The 22,626-nt window shown below is 73.7% G+C and carries 22 protein-coding genes and 1 other RNA gene; 9 read left to right on the forward strand and 14 right to left on the reverse strand.

What is annotated here, in order from left to right; all coding sequences use genetic code 11:
- Positions 1-9: 9 nt before the first annotated feature.
- The 3 genes from FJQ57_RS20180 (at position 10) to FJQ57_RS20190 (ending at position 1,815) form a co-directional block, all read left to right on the forward strand.
- Entirely contained in the window at positions 10-756 is a 747-nt protein-coding gene (locus FJQ57_RS20180) for a DedA family protein (RefSeq protein ID WP_139983836.1), read from the forward strand.
- A 67-nt stretch (positions 757-823) separates the two neighbouring features.
- A complete protein-coding gene (locus FJQ57_RS20185) occupies positions 824-1,093 on the forward strand; it encodes a hypothetical protein (protein WP_139983838.1) in 270 nt (89 codons plus the stop codon).
- A 77-nt stretch (positions 1,094-1,170) separates the two neighbouring features.
- Positions 1,171-1,815: a hypothetical protein gene (locus FJQ57_RS20190; protein ID WP_139983840.1), complete on the forward strand. Its 645-nt coding sequence runs from the start codon at positions 1,171-1,173 to the stop codon at positions 1,813-1,815.
- A 777-nt stretch (positions 1,816-2,592) separates the two neighbouring features.
- Here the strand turns inward: FJQ57_RS20190 and FJQ57_RS20200 are convergent.
- The 3 genes from FJQ57_RS20200 to FJQ57_RS20210 are packed head-to-tail and all read right to left on the reverse strand — an operon-like array spanning position 2,593 to position 4,839.
- The gene (locus FJQ57_RS20200; protein WP_139983842.1) at positions 2,593-3,207 is read right to left on the reverse strand and encodes a VC0807 family protein; all 615 of its coding nucleotides are present in this window, start codon (positions 3,205-3,207) and stop codon (positions 2,593-2,595) included.
- On the reverse strand, positions 3,197-3,631 hold the full coding sequence (locus tag FJQ57_RS20205) for a MarR family winged helix-turn-helix transcriptional regulator (RefSeq protein WP_170219530.1): 435 nt from the start codon (positions 3,629-3,631) through the stop codon (positions 3,197-3,199). The genes FJQ57_RS20200 and FJQ57_RS20205 overlap by 11 nt, the downstream gene beginning before the upstream one ends.
- Complete coding sequence (locus tag FJQ57_RS20210) at positions 3,628-4,839, reverse strand: FAD-dependent oxidoreductase (protein ID WP_170219542.1); 1,212 nt, start codon at positions 4,837-4,839, stop codon at positions 3,628-3,630. Before FJQ57_RS20210 ends, FJQ57_RS20205 begins: the two co-directional genes overlap by 4 nt.
- A gap of 1,266 nt (positions 4,840-6,105) precedes the next feature.
- On the opposite strand from FJQ57_RS20210, the gene FJQ57_RS20215 reads away from it, so the two are divergent.
- The 3 genes from FJQ57_RS20215 (at position 6,106) to FJQ57_RS20225 (ending at position 8,177) form a co-directional block, all read left to right on the forward strand.
- Positions 6,106-6,849, forward strand: a complete 744-nt coding sequence (locus FJQ57_RS20215; RefSeq protein ID WP_170219531.1) for an ANTAR domain-containing protein — start codon at positions 6,106-6,108, stop codon at positions 6,847-6,849.
- Between the two features lie 270 nt (positions 6,850-7,119).
- Complete coding sequence (locus FJQ57_RS20220) at positions 7,120-7,413, forward strand: VOC family protein (protein ID WP_139983850.1); 294 nt, start codon at positions 7,120-7,122, stop codon at positions 7,411-7,413.
- 176 nt (positions 7,414-7,589) lie between these two features.
- The gene (locus tag FJQ57_RS20225) at positions 7,590-8,177 is read left to right on the forward strand and encodes a dihydrofolate reductase family protein (protein ID WP_139983852.1); all 588 of its coding nucleotides are present in this window, start codon (positions 7,590-7,592) and stop codon (positions 8,175-8,177) included.
- Positions 8,178-8,414: 237 nt separating this feature from the next.
- Here the strand turns inward: FJQ57_RS20225 and rnpB are convergent.
- From rnpB to map, 6 genes are all read right to left on the reverse strand, one after another.
- An RNA gene (gene rnpB, locus FJQ57_RS20230) (RNase P RNA component class A) lies at positions 8,415-8,798 on the reverse strand.
- Between the two features lie 133 nt (positions 8,799-8,931).
- Positions 8,932-10,194 carry a YibE/F family protein gene (locus tag FJQ57_RS20235; protein ID WP_139983854.1) on the reverse strand — a complete coding sequence of 421 codons (1,263 nt, stop codon included), beginning with the start codon at positions 10,192-10,194 and terminating at the stop codon, positions 8,932-8,934.
- Between the two features lies 1 nt (position 10,195).
- A complete protein-coding gene (locus tag FJQ57_RS20240) occupies positions 10,196-11,035 on the reverse strand; it encodes a transglutaminase family protein (protein ID WP_139983856.1) in 840 nt (279 codons plus the stop codon).
- Position 11,036: 1 nt separating this feature from the next.
- Positions 11,037-11,969 carry an alpha-E domain-containing protein gene (locus FJQ57_RS20245; RefSeq protein WP_139983858.1) on the reverse strand — a complete coding sequence of 311 codons (933 nt, stop codon included), beginning with the start codon at positions 11,967-11,969 and terminating at the stop codon, positions 11,037-11,039.
- Complete coding sequence (locus FJQ57_RS20250) at positions 11,963-13,690, reverse strand: circularly permuted type 2 ATP-grasp protein (RefSeq protein ID WP_139983860.1); 1,728 nt, start codon at positions 13,688-13,690, stop codon at positions 11,963-11,965. The genes FJQ57_RS20245 and FJQ57_RS20250 overlap by 7 nt, the downstream gene beginning before the upstream one ends.
- Before the next feature lie 27 nt (positions 13,691-13,717).
- Positions 13,718-14,569, reverse strand: coding sequence for a type I methionyl aminopeptidase (map, locus tag FJQ57_RS20255; RefSeq protein ID WP_246081939.1), 852 nt, complete (start codon positions 14,567-14,569; stop codon positions 13,718-13,720).
- A gap of 25 nt (positions 14,570-14,594) precedes the next feature.
- Between map and FJQ57_RS20260 the strand changes: the two genes are divergently transcribed.
- Together FJQ57_RS20260 and FJQ57_RS20265 are read left to right on the forward strand one after the other, a co-directional pair.
- A complete protein-coding gene (locus FJQ57_RS20260; protein ID WP_139983864.1) occupies positions 14,595-14,786 on the forward strand; it encodes a hypothetical protein in 192 nt (63 codons plus the stop codon).
- A gap of 81 nt (positions 14,787-14,867) precedes the next feature.
- Positions 14,868-15,092 carry a hypothetical protein gene (locus tag FJQ57_RS20265; protein ID WP_170219532.1) on the forward strand — a complete coding sequence of 75 codons (225 nt, stop codon included), beginning with the start codon at positions 14,868-14,870 and terminating at the stop codon, positions 15,090-15,092.
- A gap of 520 nt (positions 15,093-15,612) precedes the next feature.
- Here FJQ57_RS20265 and FJQ57_RS20270 read toward each other — a convergent pair.
- The 3 genes from FJQ57_RS20270 to FJQ57_RS20280 all read right to left on the reverse strand — a co-directional run bounded on the left by FJQ57_RS20270 (position 15,613) and on the right by FJQ57_RS20280 (position 19,724).
- A complete protein-coding gene (locus tag FJQ57_RS20270) occupies positions 15,613-16,794 on the reverse strand; it encodes a PQQ-dependent sugar dehydrogenase (protein ID WP_170219533.1) in 1,182 nt (393 codons plus the stop codon).
- Positions 16,795-16,826: 32 nt separating this feature from the next.
- The gene (locus FJQ57_RS20275) at positions 16,827-18,137 is read right to left on the reverse strand and encodes a glycoside hydrolase domain-containing protein (RefSeq protein WP_139983869.1); all 1,311 of its coding nucleotides are present in this window, start codon (positions 18,135-18,137) and stop codon (positions 16,827-16,829) included.
- A gap of 96 nt (positions 18,138-18,233) precedes the next feature.
- Positions 18,234-19,724: a S10 family peptidase gene (locus FJQ57_RS20280; RefSeq protein WP_139983871.1), complete on the reverse strand. Its 1,491-nt coding sequence runs from the start codon at positions 19,722-19,724 to the stop codon at positions 18,234-18,236.
- A 113-nt stretch (positions 19,725-19,837) separates the two neighbouring features.
- On the opposite strand from FJQ57_RS20280, the gene FJQ57_RS20285 reads away from it, so the two are divergent.
- The gene (locus FJQ57_RS20285) at positions 19,838-20,284 is read left to right on the forward strand and encodes a GreA/GreB family elongation factor (RefSeq protein ID WP_139983873.1); all 447 of its coding nucleotides are present in this window, start codon (positions 19,838-19,840) and stop codon (positions 20,282-20,284) included.
- Between the two features lie 189 nt (positions 20,285-20,473).
- On the opposite strand, the gene panB is transcribed toward FJQ57_RS20285, so the two are convergent.
- Together panB and FJQ57_RS20295 are read right to left on the reverse strand one after the other, a co-directional pair.
- Positions 20,474-21,349 (reverse strand): 3-methyl-2-oxobutanoate hydroxymethyltransferase, encoded by an 876-nt coding sequence (gene panB, locus FJQ57_RS20290; RefSeq protein WP_139983875.1) that lies wholly within the window; start codon positions 21,347-21,349, stop codon positions 20,474-20,476.
- A 97-nt stretch (positions 21,350-21,446) separates the two neighbouring features.
- Positions 21,447-22,604, reverse strand: a complete 1,158-nt coding sequence (locus FJQ57_RS20295; RefSeq protein WP_139983876.1) for an MFS transporter — start codon at positions 22,602-22,604, stop codon at positions 21,447-21,449.
- Positions 22,605-22,626: the final 22 nt, after the last annotated feature.

Consider the following 22,626-nt stretch of genomic DNA (forward strand, 5'->3'; position numbering starts at 1 on the left):
GATGGGGCCATGGACTCCGGAGGTGCCGCGGACGCCGCGACCGCGGATCCGCCGTCCACCCACCGGCGCTTCCGGCCCTGGGAGGGGGAGGCGCAGCGGGCCGACAAGGTCCTCGTCGCGCTGATCGTGGCCCGCGGCGTCTACGGCCTGGCCATGGTGCCGCTCATCCCGCTCATGCTCGATCCCCACCCGGTGCTCATCCAGCTCATCAGCGGCTCGTCGATCGCCGACGTCGTGGTCGGGGCGCGGGTGAGGGTGGGCGACGTGTCGTGGCCGGTCGCGATCCTCGCCGGGCTGCCGTTGTGGGTGCTGACCGACTGGATCTACTGGTGGGCCGGCCGCCGCTGGGGCGACCGTGCCCTGGTGGCCCTGCTCTCGCGCAGCGGCCGCCCCGACGCCCACGCCCGCGCCAAGCGGGTCGAGCAGGTGATGCACCGCCTGGGCCCCTCGGCGGTGCTGCTCGCGTGGTTCCTCCCCGTCCCCAGCTTCCTGGTGTACGCCGCCGCCGGCACCGCCCGCATGCGGCTGTGGGTCTTCCTGGTCCTCGACGTCCTCGGCACCGCCCTGACCGTCGCCATCCTGGTCACCCTCGGCTACCTGGTGGGCCGGCGGGCGGTCGACCTGGTCGAGGCGTTCAACCGGTACGCCGCCCTGACCGCCGTCGCGCTCGTCGTGCTGCTCGTGCTGGTGCACCTCGTCCGTCGCCGTTCCGACCGGCGGGCGGCCCGGCGGGCCGGGTCGTCCGGCGGAGCGTGAGTCCCGGCTCGCGCCGGGCCGGACGACCTCGGCCGAGGGGTGCACCGGCCACCCGGATACTGGTCCGGTGCCGTCCCGCCGCCTGCTCGTCCCTGCGGCGGTGCTCGTCGTCGCGGCGGGCCTGCTGGGGGGAGGCTTCGAGGTCGCCCTGGGGCACGCCGCGGAGGGCTGCCACGCCGTCCGGGAGGGCTACCTGACGCCCCGCGTGGTCGCGGTGGACCGCCGCTGGTGGACCGTCGACTGCAGGCTCGACCCCCTCGACGGCGACCCGGTCTACACCGTGCACCGGCCGTGGCAGTCCGTGCGCGACATCCCCGACATCGACGGGGACGGGTAGAGCCGCTGCCCGGCCGCGGACCGGAGTGAGCCCCCGTGCTCACGACGGCCTGCGCGCCCCGCTCGTACGGTGCCGGCATGAGGCGCGTGGCACCCATCCCGATCGTGGTCGCCGGCCTGGTGCTCGTGACCGGGTGCTCGGGTCTGGTCGACACGCCGCTGGGCGCCGCGGGCGACCAGCGGGTCGTGGCCCCGGGCGAGGACATCACGGGCGAGGTCGTCCATCCCGACGGCGAGATCCGGGTGACGCTCGCCGACGGTGACGCGCCGCTGCCGCCGAACGGCCAGAACTCACGGGGTGCCCGTGCCTGCGCCTACGACGACGGGCGCTTCGTGTGCTCCACCGAGGGGCTGGACACGGGCGCCTACCGCGTCGAGGTCACCGACGCGACGTGGCAGAGCGAGGGGACCCACGTCGTCGAGGTGGTCCTCACCGACGTCCCGGACTACGACCCGCGCGTGAGCCTGGCTGACGGGGGTCGTGCCCTGCTGCTCACCGGGTGGGAGCCCGGCCGCACCGTCACCCTCACCGTGAAGGACGTCGAGTCGGCGCGCGCGGTGGCCGGTCCCCTGGGCGGGACCCCGGACGCGCGGGGCTCGCTGACCGTCGGGCTCGGCGACGTCCTCCCGGCCGGCACCTACCGCGTCGACGCCTCCGACGGGCTCTGGTCCTCGGGCACCCTCGACAACGGCTGGGCCCCGGTCTTCCTCACCATCGACTGAGGGTGGTCACCAGTGCCGGTCGGGCCGAGCTCGGCCGCACCGCGACTCGCTCGCCGTCATCGACGACGGTCGTGCAGAGGCCGCCAGGGAACCCGGCGAGGGTGCGGACCAGCCGACCCGTGGCCGCTTGCGGGCCTGCCATGGTGGCTCACGTCGGCGCGCGGGCCCCTCGCGCGGACGTGCCGACCACCGCATCTGCTCCAGCCGCGGCGCCGCGCCCTGCGACCAGCTCAGCACGTGCACGGGCCGGCGCTGTTCGGACGCGGACCGTCCTGGGTGCTCGGCGCTCGGACGGATGCGCCCGACCATGCCGACGTGCGGGCGACCGTCGATAGCCTCGCTGGAAGTCGTACACCATCATCCATGCCGACGACGTGCCTGCCGAACGCGGCCCGCACTACGCAGCAAGCCCCTACGACGAGCGAGTCAGCGATCAGCTGGGTCTGTCCGCTTTCGCGTTGTATCAAGTGGAGTTGCCACCCAGCGCCAGCACCGAGCCCCACGACCACCTCGAAGACGGAGTCGAGGATGCCTACGCCCTCATTCGGGGGACTGGATGGCTGGTGGTCGACGGAAGTGAGGTCCCGCTCGACGTCGGGCACTTCGTAGCCGTGACGAAGGAGTCGGTACGCCACATCCGAGCCGGGACTGACGGCTGCGTCCTCATCGCGGTTTGCGCCTGACGGACCAGAACGGTCCACGCGATCATGTCGACGTCCGGGCGCAGCAGCCGTCGTTGTGTCGTCTGCTTGCATCCGCGGGCGGAGGCGGTGGCGTTCAGCGACTGTGGGACGCGGCGGGTCGGCGGGCGGACCATTCGGTCCAGAGGACGAGGCCGACGATGACGACCGGTCCGGTGAGGTTGGTGACCACCACGGCGAGGGTGATCGGAGCGAGCAGCGCCACGGCGATCGACGAGCACGCTTCGGCGGTCAGGCCGACGGCCCAGGCCAGGGTGAGCCGTCGGTGCAGTCGTGCCAGGCCGTCGTCGCTGGCCAGCCGCGCCTCGAACGCCTCCCGGTCGGGCGCCAGGTCGGCCCGGATGCGGGCGATGAGCGGTCGTGACCAGGTGAGCGAGGCCAGGGCGACCGCGGCGATGACGAGGGTGATGACGCTGTCCTTGACCAGCAGCAGCCGCGCGTCGCCGGTCAGCCAGGCCAGGGCGAGCGACAACCCGAACCGCAGCAGCACCAGCAGTCCCAGCGCATTCAGGGGGACGCCGCGCAGCCGGTCGACCCCGAGCAGGGCTGCGCTCACGGCGGCCGACCCCGCGAGCGCCCACACCGGGGCCGCACCGAGGGCGACGAGGGCCAGGTACGAGGCGATGGGCACGCCCACGTTCTGGGTGACGCCGAGCAGCGTGCCGACCCAGGCGGGTCGCTCAGTCCTCATGGGCGTCCGCGTCGAGGGTGTCGCGCACCTGCGCCAGCAGGGCGGCCAGCTCGGCCACCTGTGCAGGCGCCAGCCCGGTCACGTGCGTCCCGTCGAGGTCGTGCAGCCGGCCTCGCACGCGTCGGGCGACTGCCCGGCCCTCGTCGGTCAGCGTCACGACGGTCCGCTGGCCTCGACCACCGGGGCCGTCTCGTACGACCAGGCCGCGGGCGCGCAGGCCGTCGACCAGCCCGGCCATGCTCTGCGGGCGCACCAACAGCGCGCGTGCGAGGTCGGAGGAGGACAGGTCGTCGCCGTCGAGCAGCGCGGCGAGCACCCCGAACTGCGGTCCGGTGATCCCCTCCTCCCCGATGACCTCGCTCAACCGGCGCCGCGCGAGGTGGGCCGTCTGGACCAGGGTCCACAGCACCGGAGGCCCGCTCACGCTGCGTCCCCGCGGCGGGTCAACAGCCGCATGCCGCGGACGAGGGCGGCCGCGGCGACCACGCCGGCACTGCCCACCGGTCCGCTCGTGCGCTGCACCCACCGTGCCGGTCCCAGCGACTCCCTGACCCTGGGCCGGGCTCGAGCTTCGAGGAGCACCTGGTAGCGCGACAGTGCAGCCTCCAGCGTGCGTCGTCCCGCGCGGACGTCGTCGAGGGCCGCCAGCAGGTCGCCCGCGTCGGCGATGGCCGTCGACGCCGACTGTCCCCCGGTCGGGGGCATCGCGTGCACCGCGTCGCCGAGCACTGCCACCGGCCCGGGGGTCCACCCGAGCATCTCGCCGTGTGGGTCGGCGGCGTGGAAGCGGTAGTGGCCCAGTCGATCGGCCGGGGTGGAGGCGACCATGCCGCGCGCCCACGGCGACCATCCGGCCATCTGGCGCAGCGCGTCCGGCAGCACGGTGCGCGGGTCCTGGTCGACCGGACGGGCGAGCACCAGCCCCCACACCCAACCCGGCTCCTCCAGCGGCGTCGCAACGTCGTGCCGGGTCACGAACATCCCGGTGCCCCGTGGGCCGATCGCCAGGGCCGGTCCGTGGGTCAAGAACGCCGGCGCACCCTCGTCGTGGGGCGCCAGGCCGTCGACCCTGCCCGCAAGCCCGACCAGCCCGATCGGCGCCGAGGTCGCCCGCCCGGCCGCCTGACGAGCCACCACGGACCCGACGCCGTCGGCCGCGACGAGCAGGTCGCCGTCGAGGTCGCCCCGGTCGGTCACCACCACGACCCCACCGCCGACACCCTTGCCGACCTCGCCCCCGGCCGCGGCTCGCCACCCCGTGACACGGACGCCGAGGTCGAGCACGTCGTCGAGGCCGCCGGCGAGGGCCAGCCGCAGAGGTCGCCGCCCGACGAGCCGGTGCTCGCCTTCCTCGGCCGGCACCCGGACCAGCAGGCGCAACCGCCGGTCAGTCACGTGCATCGCCGTGAACGACCCACCGCCCGCGCTGACCGACTCGAGCTCATCCCACCGCTCTGCCGGCAGCTCGCGGCGCAGCACGGCGCAGGCCCCGGGGTCGAGGTGCAGCCGGTACCCGCCCGTGAGGGCCAGGTCGGTGTCGCGCTCCAGCACACGCACCTCGACCCCACGGCGTCGGAGCCCTTGGGCAAGCACCAGTCCACCGATCCCGCCACCGACCACCACGATGCGCATGTCATCCACCGTAGTTTCAGCATCCTGAAACATCCAGTGCGCGGCGCCCGCTGCCGTTGTCCACTCCGTGCCATCGCCAGACCACGCGGGAAGCGGGGCCAGCCCGACCGTGCCGACGGGCGGGCGCAGCGCGACGTCCGAGTGGCCGTCTCCACCGTGCGACGTGGGTGCGCGGGTTGAAGCGGGATGTGTGATCTGGGTCATGGAGCGCATAGGGTGAGGCTCCTCATCGAGACACGGTGCGACGCCCCACAGCTCGATGAAAGGCAGATCATGTCCATGATCGACAACCTCCGCGCCGACGGCGCCGTCACGACGTTGCTGCGCGGTCCGTGCGGCCGCGTCAGGCTGGTCGACTCGCCGGCACCGGGATCACCCGCCCCGTTGCGACCCATCGCCAGCGGGCACGAACCGCCCCCGGGCGGCGGTGCAGATCCGACTGGACCCGAGACGAACCCGGGGGCAGACGACCCGAGCGACCCTCCCCCCGACAACCCCTCCGGCCGCGCCAGGACCCGCGCGTCCGCGTGACCAGTCGAGCGCGCCGATCCACCGCTCGCGGACCGACCAGTGCACCCGGGTCTGCAGCCCACGCCCATCTCTTGATCGCGACAACCGGGAGCACGAGGTGGTCCCGATCTCCACCAACGGCCGCAGCGACGCCGAGATCGCCCACCGCTCGTGCTAGGCGTCTCGACCCACGAAGCGCACGTGCACCCAGCAGGTTGCACGATGGGCGTCGAACGGCACTCGCTTGCCATCCTGAGGGGTTCGCGACACGGCCTCGCGGCCACCACCGAAGCCATTTGAGCCCGGCAGCCCTGTGCAGGGTGAGTCCACGCAGCATCGGTCCCGTCGACCGAGACTCCGCTGTGACCCGTCTTGCGTCCGCAGGTCTGACGAACTGGGCCGGCAACCCGGCTACAGCCGATGGTCGCAACCCAGCTGCCCCTCCATGCGAGAGCCGAGCGTGTCCCCGTTCAGACGCACCGACCCACCGTCCAGCAACGACACGCCATCTACACGGTCAGCTGTTCGTGCGGCTGGCGGGGAACCGGTGCCTACCTGACTGTCCTCGACGCCTCGGCCGAGTTCGATGAACACGCACTCGCCATGGCTCTCGAGCCACTCCCGCAACGCACCCGAGCCCGCCCCGCACCCCACCGAGAAAGCGGACGGGCGCACGGACCGGCCCCAGTCCACGACGAGCCCGGATCGGCAGGCGGTTGCCGCTGCCCCGCCCCCGGCACAGGAGCAGCAGGCACAGTGAAACCCCTCCCTGAGACCCGAGTAGCCGCCCACGCCCTCTTCGCGTCCAGGGGTGGGGAGTTCCTGGCTGAGCTGCTCGCCTCGGCCGACCGGGTCCGGGACGTCGTGCCCAGCCTGGTGGGGGTCAGCCTGACCGCCCTGCGTGACGGCCTCACCTTCACCGTGGTGGCGACCTCCGCGGAGATCGCCGAGATCGACGCGGTCCAGTACCTCGACGGCGGGCCCTGCGTGACAGGGGCGACGACCGCGACGACCCGGTCCACCGAGGCCGTCGACCACCTCGACGAGGGTGAGTGGCGTGCCTTCGCCCACGCAACGGCAGCCCGAGGCATCGCCTGCAGCCTGACCCTCCCCATCATCGAGGACGGGACCAGCGTCGGCAGCGTCAACCTGTACGCCGCGCAGCCCGACGCGTTCGAGACCCACCACGAGGACGTCGCCGCCGTCTTCGCCGCCTGGGCCGGCGGCGCGGTCACGAACGCCGACCTGCCCTTCTCCACCCGCGAGGCTGCCATGTCCACGCCCGCGCTCCTGCGCGACCAGGCAGTCGTCGACCAGGCAGTCAGCGTCCTCGTCGCGGCGCGAGAGACCACCGCCGAGCACGCCCGCGCCTGGCTGCGAGACGCCGCACAACGCGCCGGCGTGCCAGACGTCCACGTGGCCCGCGCCATCATCGACGCCTTCACCCCCAGCGACGGCGAGACCGACCCCGACCCCGACCCCGGACCCTCCCCGAGCTGACCCCCTTGGTGACTGTCGAGGGCAGCGCTCCACCCCTCGCGGTCATGTCGGTTGCCCCGGGCGGCTCGCGACCACCGACGCGGCCACCTCGTCGATGCGCCCGACCATCCCGACGTGCGGGCGCAGCCCGACTGGCGGCCCCAGGGCGCTAACCCACAAAGGCGACGCGCCGCCGCATGGACGATGATGTGAACGGGTCGCTCAGGTCTGTATGTGGCATGGACGATGACACCTTGCCCGTAACGGCCGTGCTGGCCGCGGTTCCTGTCAGTGACCTCGACGCCGCGCGACACTTACGAGCGGCTGTTGGGCACCCCTTCGGCTGCATCGCCCGTGCCGGGGCTGGCTCAGAGGGACCTCGGTGTCGGCGTGCTGCAAGTCGTGGTCGACGCCGACCGGGCCGGCGGCGGTGTGGTGACCCTGATGTTCGATGACCTCTCCGCAGCTGCGGTGGCAGTCGGCGGCCGCGGTATCGAGCTCGAGGTGGCCGTGGGTGAGGTGGTCAGCGCGGTCACCCGAGTGCTCGATCCCGACGGCAACGCCATCACTCTCGTCGAGGCCTGACGGGCACCTGACCACCCGGCACCTGACCACCCGGCACCTGACCACCCGGCACCTGACCACCCGGCACCTGCAGTCCCAAACACCCCCGCCCGGGTGGCGTCCGGCCGCAGGCAACTTCGTAGCGTGCTCGCACCATCGCGTGCGTCCCCGTTCCAACCAACGTCCTCGGAGGCTTCATGGGTCGCGTCATCGTGGCAACAGCCGTCAGCGTCGACGGGTATGCCGAGGGCGCCGGCGGTGACATCTCCGTGATGCCGCTCGACGAGAGCTTCAACGAGCACAACGCCGAGCAGATCGCTGGCGCCGCACAGGTCCTGTACGGAGCCACCACCTACCGACAGATGGTCAGCTACTGGCCCCAGGTGCCGGACAACCCGGACGCCTCAGCAGCCGAGCGGCGCATCGCCGCCAGGATGGCCGAGGGCCTCCCGATCACCGTGGTCTCGGACTCGATCACTGCCGATGACACCGGCCCGTGGCGCGCTCAGACCACCATCATCCGGCGCGACGAGGCCCACCGAGCCGTCTCGCAGCTACGAGAGGCCGACGGCGACACCGTCATCTTCGGCAGCCGCACCGTGTGGTCCGACCTCCTGGCGCACGGCCTGGTCGATGAGCTGCATCTCATGGTCGGACCCAAGATCGTCGCGGGTAGCACCCAGGTCTTCGATGGTGTGCCTACGACGGGCCTGCACCTCATGGGTGTGACCCAGTTCGACGGATCCCCGGCAGTGGTCCTGCGCTACCGGGTCGAGCACGACTGAGTCCCCGCGCACCCGCCCTCTCTCTTTGCGCTGCTCCGGGCCGTGCATCGGCTCCGCCCGACCATGCCGCGATCGTGGGCTCCGCCCGACCATGCCGCGCTGCAAGTGCGAAGCGGAGGCCGTCAGCACCCATCAGCACGTGATCGACGCGTTTCCGTGCACCACGGCGCCGTGGGGCACCACAGCCGTGCCGCGAGCGGTCCCGCCACTGCGTCTGGCAGGCCAGCGGGCCAGGTGCGAACGGGCCGGCCTGTAGGCCGGGTTCTGTCCTCCGCCCTCGCGGGCGGTGGGGCGACCATCCATCTACGACCGCCGTTGCCGACGGCCTCCAGCGACCTACCCGCGCACTCGGACGAGCAGTCCTCCTGGCCGGAGCCGTCGTGCGCTGTCTGGTCTTGCTCCGGGTGGGGTTTGCCGAGCCACGCCGGTCACCCGGCGTGCTGGTGGTCTCTTGCTCCACCGTTTCACCCTTGCCGCCCCCGTCTCGCGACGGGGGAGGCGGTCTGTTCTCTGTGGCACTGTCCCGCGGGTCACCCCGGGTGGGTGTTACCCACCACCCTGCTCTGCGGAGCCCGGACCTTCCTCGGGGAGTCTCCTCCACGCGGTCGCCCGGCCGGCCCGTTCGCAGGAGCAGCGTAGCGGGCCAGCGCCCCAGCCGTCCGGTGCCCACCGGGACGCGCACGACGGCGGCGACGACCAGGGTCGGGCCGGTGCCGAGGACCATGGGAGCACCGCTACCAGGGCCAGGCCGTGTTCACCCGTCGGACGGCGCGGGCTCGGTGGCCGGGGGCAGCGTCGCCACCGCGATCAACGTCGTGAGCGGGACGGCGAGCACCAGGCCGATGCTGGTCGCGAGCGTCCGCACGACCTCCTGGGTGATCTCCTCGGTGGCGAGCAGGTCGCTGCCGGGCAGCTGGTAGAGCCGCAGCACGAGCAGCACGGTGAGCGCCGTGCCGGCGTAGGCGAAGACGATGGTGTAGATCGTCGAGGCGATGTGGTCGCGGCCGATGCGCATCCCGCTGGCGAACACCGTCACCCGCGACATCTCCGGGGACGCGGCCCGCAGCTCCCAGACCGCCGAGGCCTGGGTGATGGTGACGTCGTTGAGCACGCCGAGGCCGGCCACGATCACCGCCGCCGCGAACAGGTTGGAGAACGACAGGTCCGGGGCGAACGTCGAGAGCTGGCGCGAGCCCTCGTCGGCCACCCCCGTCACCCGCGTCGCCCCCACGGCCAGCGACCCGATGAGGGCCGTCACACCGATGCCGGCGATCGTGCCCGCCAGGGCCGCGCTCGTGCGCAGCGAGAACCCGTGGGTCGTGTAGAGGACGACGTACATGATCGCCACCGCGCCCACCGCCGCCACCAGCACCGGCGGCTCGCCCGCGAGCAGCGCGGGCAGCAGGAAGAACGCCAGCACCGCCGAGGCGAACCCGAGCCCCAGCAGCGCCATCAGCCCGCGGAAGCGGGCCACCGCGAGCACCACGACGACGAAGACGGCCAGCATCACGCCCAGCGGGGCCTCGCGGACGATGCCGAAGTAGTTGAGGGTCGTCTCGGCCCGGCCGTCGCCGGCCGGCGTGCGGATCAGCTTGACCGTGTCGCCGACGGCGAGGTCGGAGGCCAGCACGTCGGGGGGTACGCCGACCGCGAGGGTCTGCCCGGCGTCCTCGCCCTGGGTGACCCGCACCTCGAGCTGCCCGCAGCCCGCGGCGGCGGTGCCGGCCGGGCAGGGCTCCCCGAGGGCGGTGACCTCGGCCTGGGGGAAGGTCACGCCGGGGGCGGCGAACTGCACCTGCTCGGCCAGCTCGTCGACCCGGTCGCCGTCGGGCCACAGCAGCGCGACCCCGGCCAGCACCGCCACCAGGACCGCGACGAGCGACCCCACGAGCACGAGCCGCGGGCCGCCGCGGACCTCCACCTCCGGAGGAGGTCCGCCGTGGGCGTGGCTGTGGCCGTGGGCCGGGCCGTGGCCGCCGGCCGGCTCGGCGCGGCGACGGGCGTGCGAACCGGCCACGTCAGGCGAGGCGGGTCAGCTCGACCGACACCTCGAGCCGCGACGTCGCGGCCCCGGAGTAGATGCCGCTGATGGGCCGCACGTCGGCGTGGTCGCGCCCCTGGGCGATGGTGACGTAGCGGTCGTCGGGCTCGACGTCGTGGCACGGGTCGAAGGCCCGCCACCCGTCGTCCCACCACTCGACCCAGGCGTGCGACGCGCCGTGCGTGGTGGCCCCGACGACCGGGTCGACCTCGGGGTGGGCGTACCCGGAGACGTAGCGGGCCGGGATGCCGACCGTGCGCAGGCCGCCGACGACGAGGTGGGCCACGTCCTGGCAGACCCCCGCCCGCTGCTGCCAGGCCGTCGCCGCGGTGCCGCGGACCTCCGTGCTGCCGGGCACGTGGTCGACCTCGTCGTGCACGAGCTGGCACATGTCGCGCGCGGCCTCGCCGGGCCGCTCGTGGTCGGCGGCGACCTGCTTGGCCCGCTGGGCGAAGTCGGCCGGGGGAGCGACGAGGTCGGAGAGCGTGAGGTACTCGGTCCACCGGTCGCTGACCTCGCGGGCCGCGACCTGCTCCCAGGACAGGACAGGGGCGGGGGCCGGGCGCCGCTGGGTCTGCACGGTCGAGGTGGCCGCGACCGTCATCACCTCGTGGGGGTCGAGCACCTCGAAGGCGGTCACCGCGGTGCCGAAGTAGTCGCGGTACTCCGAGGTCCACGGCTTCGGGGTCACCTCGACCCGGCTGTGCACGACGATCTGCTCCGGCGTGGTCACCGGGGTCAGGCGCGCCTGGTTGTAGGACGCGACCGCGCGGCCGTCGTAGGTGAACCTGGTGGTGTGGACGATGCGCAGCTGCATCTCACGCCCCTCCCATGCCGTGCCAGGCGAGGGCCTCGGCCCCCGCGAAGAACCGTCGGGTCACCGCGTCGGTGGCCAGCGCGCAGGTGCGCTGAAGGCGCTCCATCTCCAGCGGGAGGTCGGCCAGCACGTCGGTCAGCGAGCGGTACTCCAGCTCGGCGCGGGTGCGGCCGAGCAGCCGCTGCGCCTCGTTCTGGAAGCCGGCCCGCTGGCTGGAGGACTCGAGGTTGTCCAGGCACTGCTCGGCCCGGTTGAGCGAGAAGACCACCGAGCGCGGGAACAGCCGGTCGAGCAGCAGGAACTCCGCCGCCGCGCGCTCGGTCGAGAGCCCGCGGTAGGTGCGCAGGAACGCCTCGTAGCCGCCGCACGCGCGCAGCGTGCCCGTCCACTGGTCGGTGCTGCCGCTGGTGGCCGCTGCCGTGGCCACCAGGCGGGAGGTCATGTCGGCCCGCTCGATGCAGCGCCCCAGCATGAGGAACTGCCAGCCCTCGTCACGGGTCATGGTCGCGTCGGCGGTGCCGTTGACCAGGGCGGCGCGCTCGCGGACCCACTGGAAGACGCCCGGCGGCCGGCGGGTGGCGAACCGGCCGGAGACGATGTCGCGGTGGGTGGTGTTGACGGCCTCCCACAGCGGCACCGACAGCGTCTCCCGGGCCCGGCGAGCGCTCTCGCGGGCGGCGCCGATGGCCGCGGCGATGGAGACCGGCGAGGCCGGGTCGAAGGCGAGGGTGCGGAGCACGAACTCGACGTCGACACCGGCGGGAGCGTCCTCGACGCCCATGATCGACAGCAGCCCGCGGCAGGTCTCGTCGACGTCGAGGGTGGCGTCCTCGAGCAGCAGCGAGGTCTGGACGTCGAGGATGCGCGCGGTGTCCTCCGCGCGCTCGACGTAGCGACCGATCCAGAACATCGACTCCGCGATTCGGCTCAGCACGGCAGGTCCCCATGGTGGCTCGACCCCACGGTGGTCGAGGAAGGCGCGCCAGCGCCTGTCTCGAGACCACGCGCCGGCTGCGGTCCCGTGGTCTCGAGACGGGCCTGGTCGGCCCTCCTCGACCACCGTGGAGACGGGCCCTGCTGCTGTTGCTGCTCGGCCTGCTCGTGGCGCACGTCGTGCACGGTGCCGAGGGCGGGCCCGCGCGTCTCGGGCACCGGCTGCGGAGGGGGCGCGGGCTCGGGTTCCGGCTCCGGCGCGACCGGGTCGGGCCGGGCGGGGCTGACGGCGGGGCCGGCGAGCACCCAGGTGTCCTTGGACCCGCCGCCGCGGGAGGAGTTGACGATGAGCTCGCCCTCGGCGAGCGCGACCCGGGTCAGGCCGCCGGGCAGCACCCACACCCGCGAGCCGTCGTTGACCGCGAAGGGCCGCAGGTCGACGTGCCGCGGCCCCAGGCTGCCCTCGACGAACGTCGGCACCGTGGACAGCTGCACCACCGGCTGGGCGATCCAGTCGCGGGGCGACTCCAGCACCTTGGCGCGGAGCTCGTCGAGCTCGGCCCGGGTGGCCCGCGGGCCGATGACGATGCCCTTGCCACCGGACCCGTCGACCGGCTTGAGGACCAGCTCGTCGAGGCGGTCGAGCACCTCCTCGCGGGCGTCGGCGTCGCCGACCCGCCAGGTGTCGACGTTCTGGATGACGGGCTCCTCGGCCAGGTAGTAGCGGATGATGTCGGGCAGGTAGGTGTAGACGAGCTTGTCGTCGGCCACGCCGTTGCCGACCGCGTTGGCCAGCGTCACGTTGCCGGCCCGGGCGGCATCGATGAGGCCGGGGCAGCCGAGCACCGAGTCGGCCCTGAAGTGCACCGGGTCGAGGAAGTCGTCGTCGATGCGCCGGTAGATCACGTGCACCGGCGCCAGGCCCTGCGTGGTCCGCATCATCACCCGGCCGCGGCGGCACTCCAGGTCGCGCCCCTCGACCAGCTCGACGCCCATGGTGCGGGCCAGCAGCGCGTGCTCGAAGTAGGCGCCGTTGTAGACCCCCGGCGTCAGCACCACGACCGTCGGGTCGGCCACGCCCGCGGGAGCGGCGGCGCGCAGGGCGGCCAGCAGCCGCTGGGGGTACGCCGCCACCGGCCGGATCCGGTGGGCCGCGGTCGTCTCGGGCAGCGCAGAGCTGATCGCCCGGCGGTTGGTCATCACGTAGGAGACCCCCGAGGGCACCCGCACGTTGTCCTCGAGCACCCGGAACTCGCCCGCGTTGTCCCGGACGAGGTCGATGCCGCTCACGTGCACGCGCACGCCGTTGGCCGGCCGCACCCCGGCCGCCGCGCGGTGGTAGTGGCTCGAGGTCGTGATGACGCGGCGGGGGATGACCCCGTCGTCGAAGACCCGCCCGGCGTCGTACACGTCGGCCAGGAAGAGCTCGAGCGCCCTGACCCGCTGCTGGACGCCCGCGTCGAGGGTCGCCCACGTGTCCTGCTCGATGACCCGCGGCAGGATGTCGAGCGGGAACGCCCGCTCCTCGCCACCGATGTCGAAGGTGACGCCCTGGTCGAGGTAGCCCGCCTGCAGGGCCTCCACCCGCGTGACCAGCTCGGGCTGGGTGAGGGTGGCCAGGGTCTCGCGCAGCCGCTGGTAGGGCGGGCGCAGCGCGTCGCCCTCGAACATCTCGTCGTACGCCGGTCCGGTGCTGGAGTAGCCCTCGAACATCGCGTTCATGCGCCCGACCCTAGTGGGAGACCGACCTCACTCCGGGTGGGTCAGGACCTCGGCCCCGGAGGGCGTGACGACCAGCGTGTGCTCGAACTGGGCGCTCGGCCGGCCGTCGGCAGTCACGACCGTCCAGCCGTCGTCCCACATCTCGATCTCGGCCGTGCCGAGGTTGAGCATCGGCTCGATGGTGAACGTCATCCCGACCTCGATGAGGTCGTCGTGGTCGGGGGAGTCGTAGTGCGGCACGACCAGCCCGGAGTGGAACGCCGTCGAGATGCCGTGGCCGGTGAACTCCCGCACCACGCCGTACCCGTGGCGCTTGGCGAACGACTCGATGACCCGGCCGATGACGTTGATGCGTCGACCCGGCTTGACGGCCTTGATCGCCCGGTCGAGGGCCTCGCGGGTGTGGTCGACCAGCTGCCGGGTGGCCGGATCGACCTCGCCGGCCAGGAAGGTGGCGTTGGTGTCGCCGTGCACGCCGTCGAGGAACGCGGTGACGTCGATGTTGACGATGTCGCCGTCCTCGACGACCCGGCTGTCGGGGATGCCGTGGCACACGACCTCGTTGACGCTCGAGCACAGCGACTTCGGGAAGCCGCGGTAGCCCAGCGTCGAGGGGTAGGCGCCGTGGTCGCAGAGGAAGTCGTGGCCGATCCGGTCGAGCTCGTCGGTCGTCACGCCCGGCTGCACGGCCGCGCCGACGAGCTCGCGGGCCTGCGCGGCCAGCCGCCCGGCGGCCCGCATCCTCGCGACGGTCTCGGCGGACTGCGCGGTCGGGCCGTCGTACGGCGCGGGGGCGGGCTGGTCGACGTACTCCGGACGCGGGACCCCGCGCGGGACGGGACGGCGCGGAGACACCTCTCCGGGGGCGATGGCGGTCACGGGGAACGAGGCTAGTTTGACCCCCATGGCCGATCAGGAGTGGTGGTACTGCATCAAGCACAGCCGGGTGGAGGGCCGCGACGGCTGCCCCAACAAGGACCGGCTCGGTCCCTACGCCACCGAGGCCGAGGCCGCCCGCGCGCTCGAGACCGCGCACGAGAAGAGCGAGGCCTGGGACCACGACCCGAAGTGGAACGACGACGAGCTCGAGGACTGAGAGGGTCCAGCGCTGAACGCGTTCTCGCGGCGGCGGGTCGCCAAGCCCCCTCGGGCCACCGACTTCTGGCCCTTCGGCGGCATGATCCTGATGGCCGCCGCCTTCTTCCTGTACGCCGCCAGCGGCACGATCGCGCCGTGGTGGGCGGTGGTGGTGCTGCTGGTGGTGTGGCTCGGGTTCTTCGTCGTGGCCTGTCGGTGGTGGTCCACCCGCCCGCGCGGCATCACGGTGCTGGCGGTCGGCGCCATCGCGCTGTGGTTCGTGGTGCTCGTCGCCGGCGGGGCGTGGCTGGGCTGGGAGGCGTAGCCATCCTGCGTGGTGGGTGACGGAGGTGGGTCGGGTGGCCGCGCGCGTGGCAGGCCGCGTCTCGGCGTCAAGGACGCTCGCTGCGCTCGCGCCGCTGCGCGGCGGCCTCCGGCCGTCCTTGACCCCGAGCCTCGCGCGGCCCGCCGTCCTGCGCGCTGTCGGCGACGCCTCGTGTCCCGTGCCCGGCGCGCCGCCGCTGGCGCGGCCACCCGCCCCACAGGTCACGCGTGACCCGCCGGCACCACTTCTGGCGGGGACCTCCCACCCCTGGGCGGTAACTCCCCGCCAGAAGTGGGAGATCGGCGTCAGGAGTGACATCAGTGTGACGGATGGGGCGGCCGCGCCAGCGGCGGCGCGGGCGGAGCCCGTGCCGTTGAGCGCGCCGTCAGTCGATCGGGCGAGGCTCCGGGTCAAGGACCGCGCAGCGGCCGGCGGAGCCGGCGCGAGCGCAGCGAGCGTCCTTGACGCGGAGACCCGATCGACTACGCGCGCGGCCGCCCACACCGACCACGGAGTGACATCAGCCCCGCGGGCGCACCAGCAGGATCCGCCCCTGGCCGTCGGCGCCGTCGGTGGCGACGAGCACGTCGCCGTTGCGGCGCTGGGTGACGGTGCGCAGGCGCCCGAAGTCGCCGTCGAGCTCGGCGGGGCGGGTGGTGGACCGGAGACCGCCCTTGCCGCCGAACTTCATCACCACGAGCCGCTCGCCGCCGAGCGCCGCGACCCACAGGCCGCCGGCGTAGGAGCCCCACTGGCGGCCGTAGACGAAGGTGGCGCCGGAGGTGGCGATGGTGGGCCGGCCGGAGCGCCACTTGGCGGCGATCTGCTTGCCGGGCAGGCGCTGGTCGGTCATCGGGACGGACTCGTCGTAGCCCGGGACGGGCTGCCACCCGTAGTCGCCGCCGCGGCGGAGCAGGTTGACCTCGTCGTCGCGGTAGGAGCCGTGCTCGACCGACCAGAGGGTGCCGTCGCGGCGCTGGGCCAGGCCCTGGACGTTGCGGTGGCCGTAGGTGGTGACGTAGCGCTTGGTGCGGTTGGCGGCCTTGCGGAACGGGTTGGTGCGCCAGGGCTTGCCGGTGAAGCGGTCGAGCCGCAGCGTCTTGCCACCGAGCGAGCGCAGGTTGCGCGGGTTGGTGCCGACGGCGGCGTCCCCGGTGCCGACGACCAGCGAGCCGTCGCGGGCGATGAGGAGGCGGCAACCCCCGTGGCGGCCGCTGGTGGTGGGCAGGCCGCGCAGCAGCGTGCGGCGCTGGGTGGCGCGCCGCTCGGCCCCGTCGAGGGTCCAGGAGATGACCCGGACGTCGTGGCCGCCGCCCGCCTTGCGCCACCCGCTGCAGGTGTAGAAGCGCCGGTTCTGCCCGAACGCCGGGTCGACGGCCAGGCCCATGAGGCCGGTCTCGCCGGAGGTCCAGATGCGACCGGTGGGGAACGCGATGGTGCGCTTGGCGCCGTCGGGGCGGCTCAGCGTCAGCCGCGCGGGCTGGCGCTCGGTCACCAGCAGCGACCCGCTCGGCAGCTCCTGGACGTCCCACGGGTGGCTCAGGCCCGCCACCCGCGTGGTGACCTGCAGGGCGGGCCGGGCGGCCCGCTCGGACGCGCGGTCACGGTCGGCACCCCGCTCGGGAGCGGCCCCCGCCGGCACGGCGGGGGAGAGCAGGGCCAGGGCGGCGGCGAGGGCGACGGCGGCACGGGCGGGGCGCATGGCAGGCACCGTACGCCGCGCCACCGACAACCTCATCCCCCCACGCGGCCCCGGGCGAGCGCAGCCCAGGTGGCGCCGGTGACGACGCCCGTGGCGGGCTGGCCGGTGCGGAGCTGCCAGGTGCGGACCCAGCGGGTCGTCGAGGCGCGCAGCACGCCGTCGACGCGCACGTCGGCCGCGGTGGCGACGTTGAGCGTGCGCTGCAGGCGACGCACGTCGTGTCCGACCGAGCCCTCCTTCAGGAGCGGCCGGGAGCCCGTGGCCAGCAGTGCGGTCCAGGTGCGGCGGTCGAGGCGGCCGGTGGCCTTGGTGCCGCGGGCGCGCTGGAGCTTCTTGACCGCCGTGACGACGGGCTTGTCGTAGCGCCCGTCGAGCGGGCCGCGGTAGCGCTTCGACTGCTTGAGCAGGCACTGCGCCACCCGCACGACGTCACCCTTGCGGCCCGGCCGCAGGGCGGGGTAGTCGGTGCGGTCCAGGCGCACCCCGCCGCAGGCCTTGCGCTCCTTCGGGGCCACCGAGCCGCCGCCGACCTCGAGGAAGCTGCGGTCGATGGCCAGCGTCACGCCGCCGTACGTCGCCCGCGTGTCGAGCTGGTACTGGTGGATCCGCTGCCCGCGCCAGCTCGTCGAGCGCACCTTGCCGGGCTTGACGACGGCGTCGGCGCGGCCGTTGGCCCAGGCGAACCAGACCTGGTCGGGCATGACGTAGGACCCGCGCGAGACGGTGTCGGCGTAGTCGAGGGAGTGGATCGCGGCGTCGACGTTGGAGTAGACGCCGGAGCGGTAGCCGAGCTGCCGGACGCGGATCGTCCAGCCGGACAGGAACCGCAGCGCGGAGCGCCGGCAGTCGTCGGCCCCGACGTCGTGGTCCTCCAGGTCGTACCAGAGGGTGCTGCCGGCGGCGATGCCCAGCGCCCGGGCGCGCACCACGGCCGCGGTGGCCTCGGCCGCGCCCTGGCGGCCCGCGGCGGCGTACGACGACGCGGGGTCGGGGTCGATGCGGTCGGCGTAGGTGGTGCAGGACGCCTGGGGGCCGACCCAGATCGGCAGCAGCTTCCACCCGGCCGAGGTCTGGCGGGCGACCCAGCGGGCGTCGAGGTGGGGCTGCTCGGCCGCGCAGGCCATCGACGAGCCGCCGATGTAGATGCCGGCGCCCCAGAACGGCGAGGTGGTCAGCCACGCGTCCATCTGCTGCTGGGTGGGCGCGCAGCGGGCGTCGAAGGCGTAGCCCGTGAACGCACCGGGCGTGGGTCGGCCGGCGGCGGTGGCGGGGGACACCCCGGCGAGCAGGACGCCCGCGACGAGGGTGGCCAGGGCCACGAGGGCAGCAGTGGGACGGGGCATGGGTCCTCCGGGTCGGGCAGCCCGAGCCGGCCGCGGCGCTCAACCTAGCCCACCACGACCTGCCCATGACCTTCGTCAGGGGTCGGCGGTCGGGGGTCAGGAGGGCGAGCAGCGCCGCACGAAGTCGGCGAGGTCCTGGCTCTGCTGCAGCCGGGAGGGCTCGTGGACGTACATCATGTGGCCGGCCTCGTAGTAGACGTGCTCGATGTTGGCCCGCAGCTCCGGCGGCAGGTGGAGGTGGGCGATGACGTCCTCGGCGGCGTGGTGGGGCGTCGCACCGTCGAAGTAGCCGTAGGCGACCTGGACCCTCAGGTGCGGGTTGGTGCGCATCGCCCGCTCCAGGAGCGGGCTGACGTCGATGGGCCGGCCCTCGAAGTCCTTGAACGACCAGGGGTGCACGCGTGAGCTGATCTGCTCGTAGGGCAGGTCGTTGTGGTAGCCGAGCTCGTGGCGCAGGTAGTGGTTGAGCGCGGTGGAGTAGGGCCCGCTGATGGCGTCCATCGACGGGTCGGCGTCCATGTGCTCGGCGATGCCGCTGGCTGCGGGGCCGGTGAACCGGCCGTCGATGCGGCCGACCGTCAGGCGCCGGTCGCGCAGCAGCTCGCCGAAGAACCGCCAGTGCTCGATGCGCAGGTCGGCCCGGTCGACGTACTCCTCGGACAGGCCGGTCAGCGAGGCGAGCGTGCGCACGGCGGTCGCGCGCTCCTTGGCCGTGAGCCGGTCGCCCTGGGAGAGCACCCAGCGGTAGTCGCGGGCGGCGTACTCCTCGGCGTCGGCCATCGCCCGGCGCAGCGTCTTGCGACCCAGCAGCCCGTGGTGCTGCGCGATGGCGGCGTACGTCGGCAGGTAGAGCGCGTGGGCGCGGTCGTTGCGCTGGTGGTCGAAGTCGATCGAGGACAGGTCCAGGACGCTGGAGACCAGCACCAGGCCGTTGACGTACATGCCGTAGCGGGTCTGCAGCTTCTCGGCGAGCGCAGCCGCGCGCAGGGTGCCGTAGGACTCGCCGAGCAGCAGCTTGGGCGAGAGCCACCGCTCGTGCCGGGTGGTCCAGAGCCGGATCAGCTCGGCCATGGAGTCGATGTCGCCCTGGTAGCCGTGGAACGGCTCGGCCTTGCTGCCCTCGACGACGCGGGAGTAGCCGGTGGAGACCGGGTCGATGAGCACCAGGTCGCTCTCGGCGAGCAGCGTCTCGGTGTTGTCGGCCAACGCGTACGGCGGCGGCAGCAACGCCCCCGCGTCGCCCATCACGACCCGGCGCGGGCCGAGGAGCCCGAGGTGCAGCCAGACGCTCGAGCTGCCCGGGCCGCCGTTGAAGGCGAACGTCACCGGTCGCCTGTCGGCCCCCGTCGCGCCGTCGGGCCGGTCGACGACGTACGACGTGATCGAGACCTCGGCCTTGGGCTGGTGGCCGACGAACGTGCCGTCCTCCCACACCTCCTCGCGCAGCACGACGCGGCCCGTGGTCGCGGTGTAGTCGAGGGTGCGCCGACCCAGGCGCAGGGAGTGCCGGGTGGTGACGAGGTCGTCGGTCGGCGGGGCCTTCTCGGCGTGCGTCTCGGTGGCCTTCTGCGGGGGCTCGTCGGGCATCCGACCACCCTAAAGGCGAAGGCGGGAACAACCCCGTGGCTGGCAAGGTTGCGCCTGCCCGGCCACTTCCGGTCGATCGCTTCCCCACCGCCCGTCAGACCGAAGGACCACCGATGACGCTCACCGCAGGCAACGACCGTCTCACCGTCCTCGAGGGCCGCCTCGTCGCCCTCCGGGCCGAGCGTGACCAGGCCCTGGCCGAGACCCGTGCGGAGGCCGTCGGCGACGTCGTCGACCGGGCCACCAACGTGGAGGCCAGCATCCGCCAGGCCATCCTCGAGGAGCGCATCGCGGCGCTCGAGCTCGAGATCGCCGCGGCCCAGCGCCACGAGCACGTCGACGGCGTCGTCTCGGTCGGCGACACCGTCTCGCTCGACTTCGGCGACGGGCCCGAGTCCTTCACCATCGGCTCGGTCGAGCAGGCCGTCGCCGGCCTCGAGACCATCACCCCCACCAGCGCCCTCGGTCGCGCCATCATCGGTGCCACTGTCGGCGAGACCGTCAGCTACTCGCCCCGCAAGGGCGTCACCCTCAGCGCGAAGATCCTCGAGACCGCGTAGTCGGTCCCGCGGCGGCGGTGGTCGGCGCCCGGGGCCGTCGGTCGGGTCGGGGCGCGTCGAGGTGCGTGGTGCCGACGGCGTGACCGACCGCAGGGTCAAGCCTGGCTGGGCGCCGTCGGCGCCGCGCGCCCAGCGCACCGGCACGACCAGACGAGCCTCGGGCCCGCCGCCGTCCGCGGGACCAATGAATCAGAACGTGTGCTCGGACCCCGGGAACGTGCCGCCCTTGACGTCGGCGTCGAACGCCCGGGCGGCGTCGAGCAGGACGGCGTGCAGGTCGGCGTACTGCTTGACGAAGCGGGCCATCTTGCCGGTGCGCAGGCCGAAGGCGTCCTGCCAGACCAGCACCTGGCCGTCGCAGCCGGGGCCGGCGCCGATGCCGATGGTCGGGATCGCGAGCTCGGCGGTGACGTGCGCGGCGACGTCGCCGGGCACCATCTCCATCACGATCGCGAACGCGCCGGCGTCCTGCATGGCGCGGGCGTCGCGCAGCACCCGGTCGGCGGCGTCGCCGCGGCCCTGCACGCGGTAGCCGCCGAGGGCGTGCTCGCTCTGGGGCGTGAAGCCGATGTGGGCCATGACGGGCACGCCGTTGGTCGTGAGCTTCTCGACCTGCGGGGCGACCTCGTCGCCGCCCTCGAGCTTGACCGCGTGAGCACCGGCCTCCTTCATGAACCGCACGGCGGTGTGGAAGGCCTGCTCCGGCGAGGCCTGGTAGCTGCCGAACGGCAGGTCGGCCACGACGAGGGCGCGGCGGGTGGCCCGGGCGACCGCGCGCGCCAGCGGCAGCAGCTCGTCGACCGTGACCGGGATCGTGGACTCGTAGCCCAGCACGTTGTTGGCGGCGGAGTCGCCGACCAGGAACACGTCGACGCCGGCCTCGTCGAAGACCTGGGCGGTGTACATGTCGTAGGCCGTGAGCATGGAGAGCTTCTCCCCGCGCTCCTTCAGCTCCCGCAGGTGGTGGGTGCGGACCCGCTTGCGCGGGGCGGCCGGGGTCGCGGCCGGGCCGGCGCCGTACGGCGCGGTCTCCTCGGGCGACGAGGGCGTGCTCGGGTTGCTCACGACGGTCTCCGATCAGTCGTCTCGCAGCCTCCTGGTGAGGTCCACGGACCGAGCCCAGGCTAGGTGCGCGGGTCGGCGGCGGGCACTGTGTCGCTGGTCACGGCGCAGCCACGGGTCGACGCCCGGCGACGGACACGACCGCCAGGCAGACGGCCGCGACGGCCAGCGCCACCACGAGCGCCCCGACGTCGCCACCGATGGCCCCGAGCGCGTAGGGGAAGGCGAAGCCGAGGTAGGTCAGGGCGTAGAAGACCGCGACGGTCGCGCCGCGCTCGTCGGGCGCGGCGACCCGCTCGGTCTCGCGCAGGCCGGAGACGAGCACGCAGCCGTAGGCGCAGCCGAGCAGCGGGGCCGCGGCGAGGAGCCACCAGCGCACGTCGGTGACCAGGCCGACGACCCCGATGCCGCCCCCGAGGAGCGCCAGCGCGAGACCGACCTCGCCGGCCAGCAGCGGGCGGCGGTCGTCGAGGCGGCGGGCCAGGCCCTGCACGAGCACGCCCGACCCGAGGGTCACGCCCGACAGCACGCCCACGAAGGCCAGCGCACCCGACGTCGACCCGCCGACCTCGCCGGGCAGGTAGGCGATGGAGATCGCCGCGCAGCCGAACACCCACGGCGCCGACGGCGCGACCACGGTCAGGAACCGCCGGCCGCGGGTCACCGCCGGCACGCGCAGCAGCGGGCGCCGTACGGCGGGGACGGGCGCGGGGCCCGGCACCCGCGGCACCAGCAGCAGGCACACGACGCCGAGCACGACGTGCGGCACGTAGGGCACCTCGGTCGGGGCCGGGGCCCACTCGGCCACCAGCCCGGTGACGAACGGGCCGGCGCCGAAGCCCGCCGACAGCGCGATGGCCGCGCGGCGGGGTCCGGCGCCCGCGTCGCCCTCGGCCTCGGACAGCTCGGCCACCCACGCGGTGGCCGCGCTGAACACCACGCCGGAGCAGGCGCCCGCGAGCAGCCGGGCCGCCGCCAGGCCGGCGGTCGAGTCGTGCTCGACGAGCAGCAGCACGCTCGCCAGCGGTGACAGCGCGACGAACGGCAGGACGACGGCGCGCCGGCCCCACCGGTCGGACGCCGCGCCGCCGACGAGCAGCGCGGGGACCAGCCCGGCGGCGTACACGCCGAAGAGGAAGGCGCGGGTCTGCACCGACATGCCGAGCTCCTCGCGGTAGGCGATGAGGATCGGCGTGAACTGGTTGGCGCCCCACCCCACGGCGAACATCGCCAGGGCCACCCGCTGCCACGACTTCATGGCCCGACCGTAGGGCCGGGCG

The organism is Nocardioides litoris, assembly GCF_006346315.1.
In the GTDB taxonomy this organism is placed as follows: domain Bacteria; phylum Actinomycetota; class Actinomycetes; order Propionibacteriales; family Nocardioidaceae; genus Nocardioides; species Nocardioides litoris.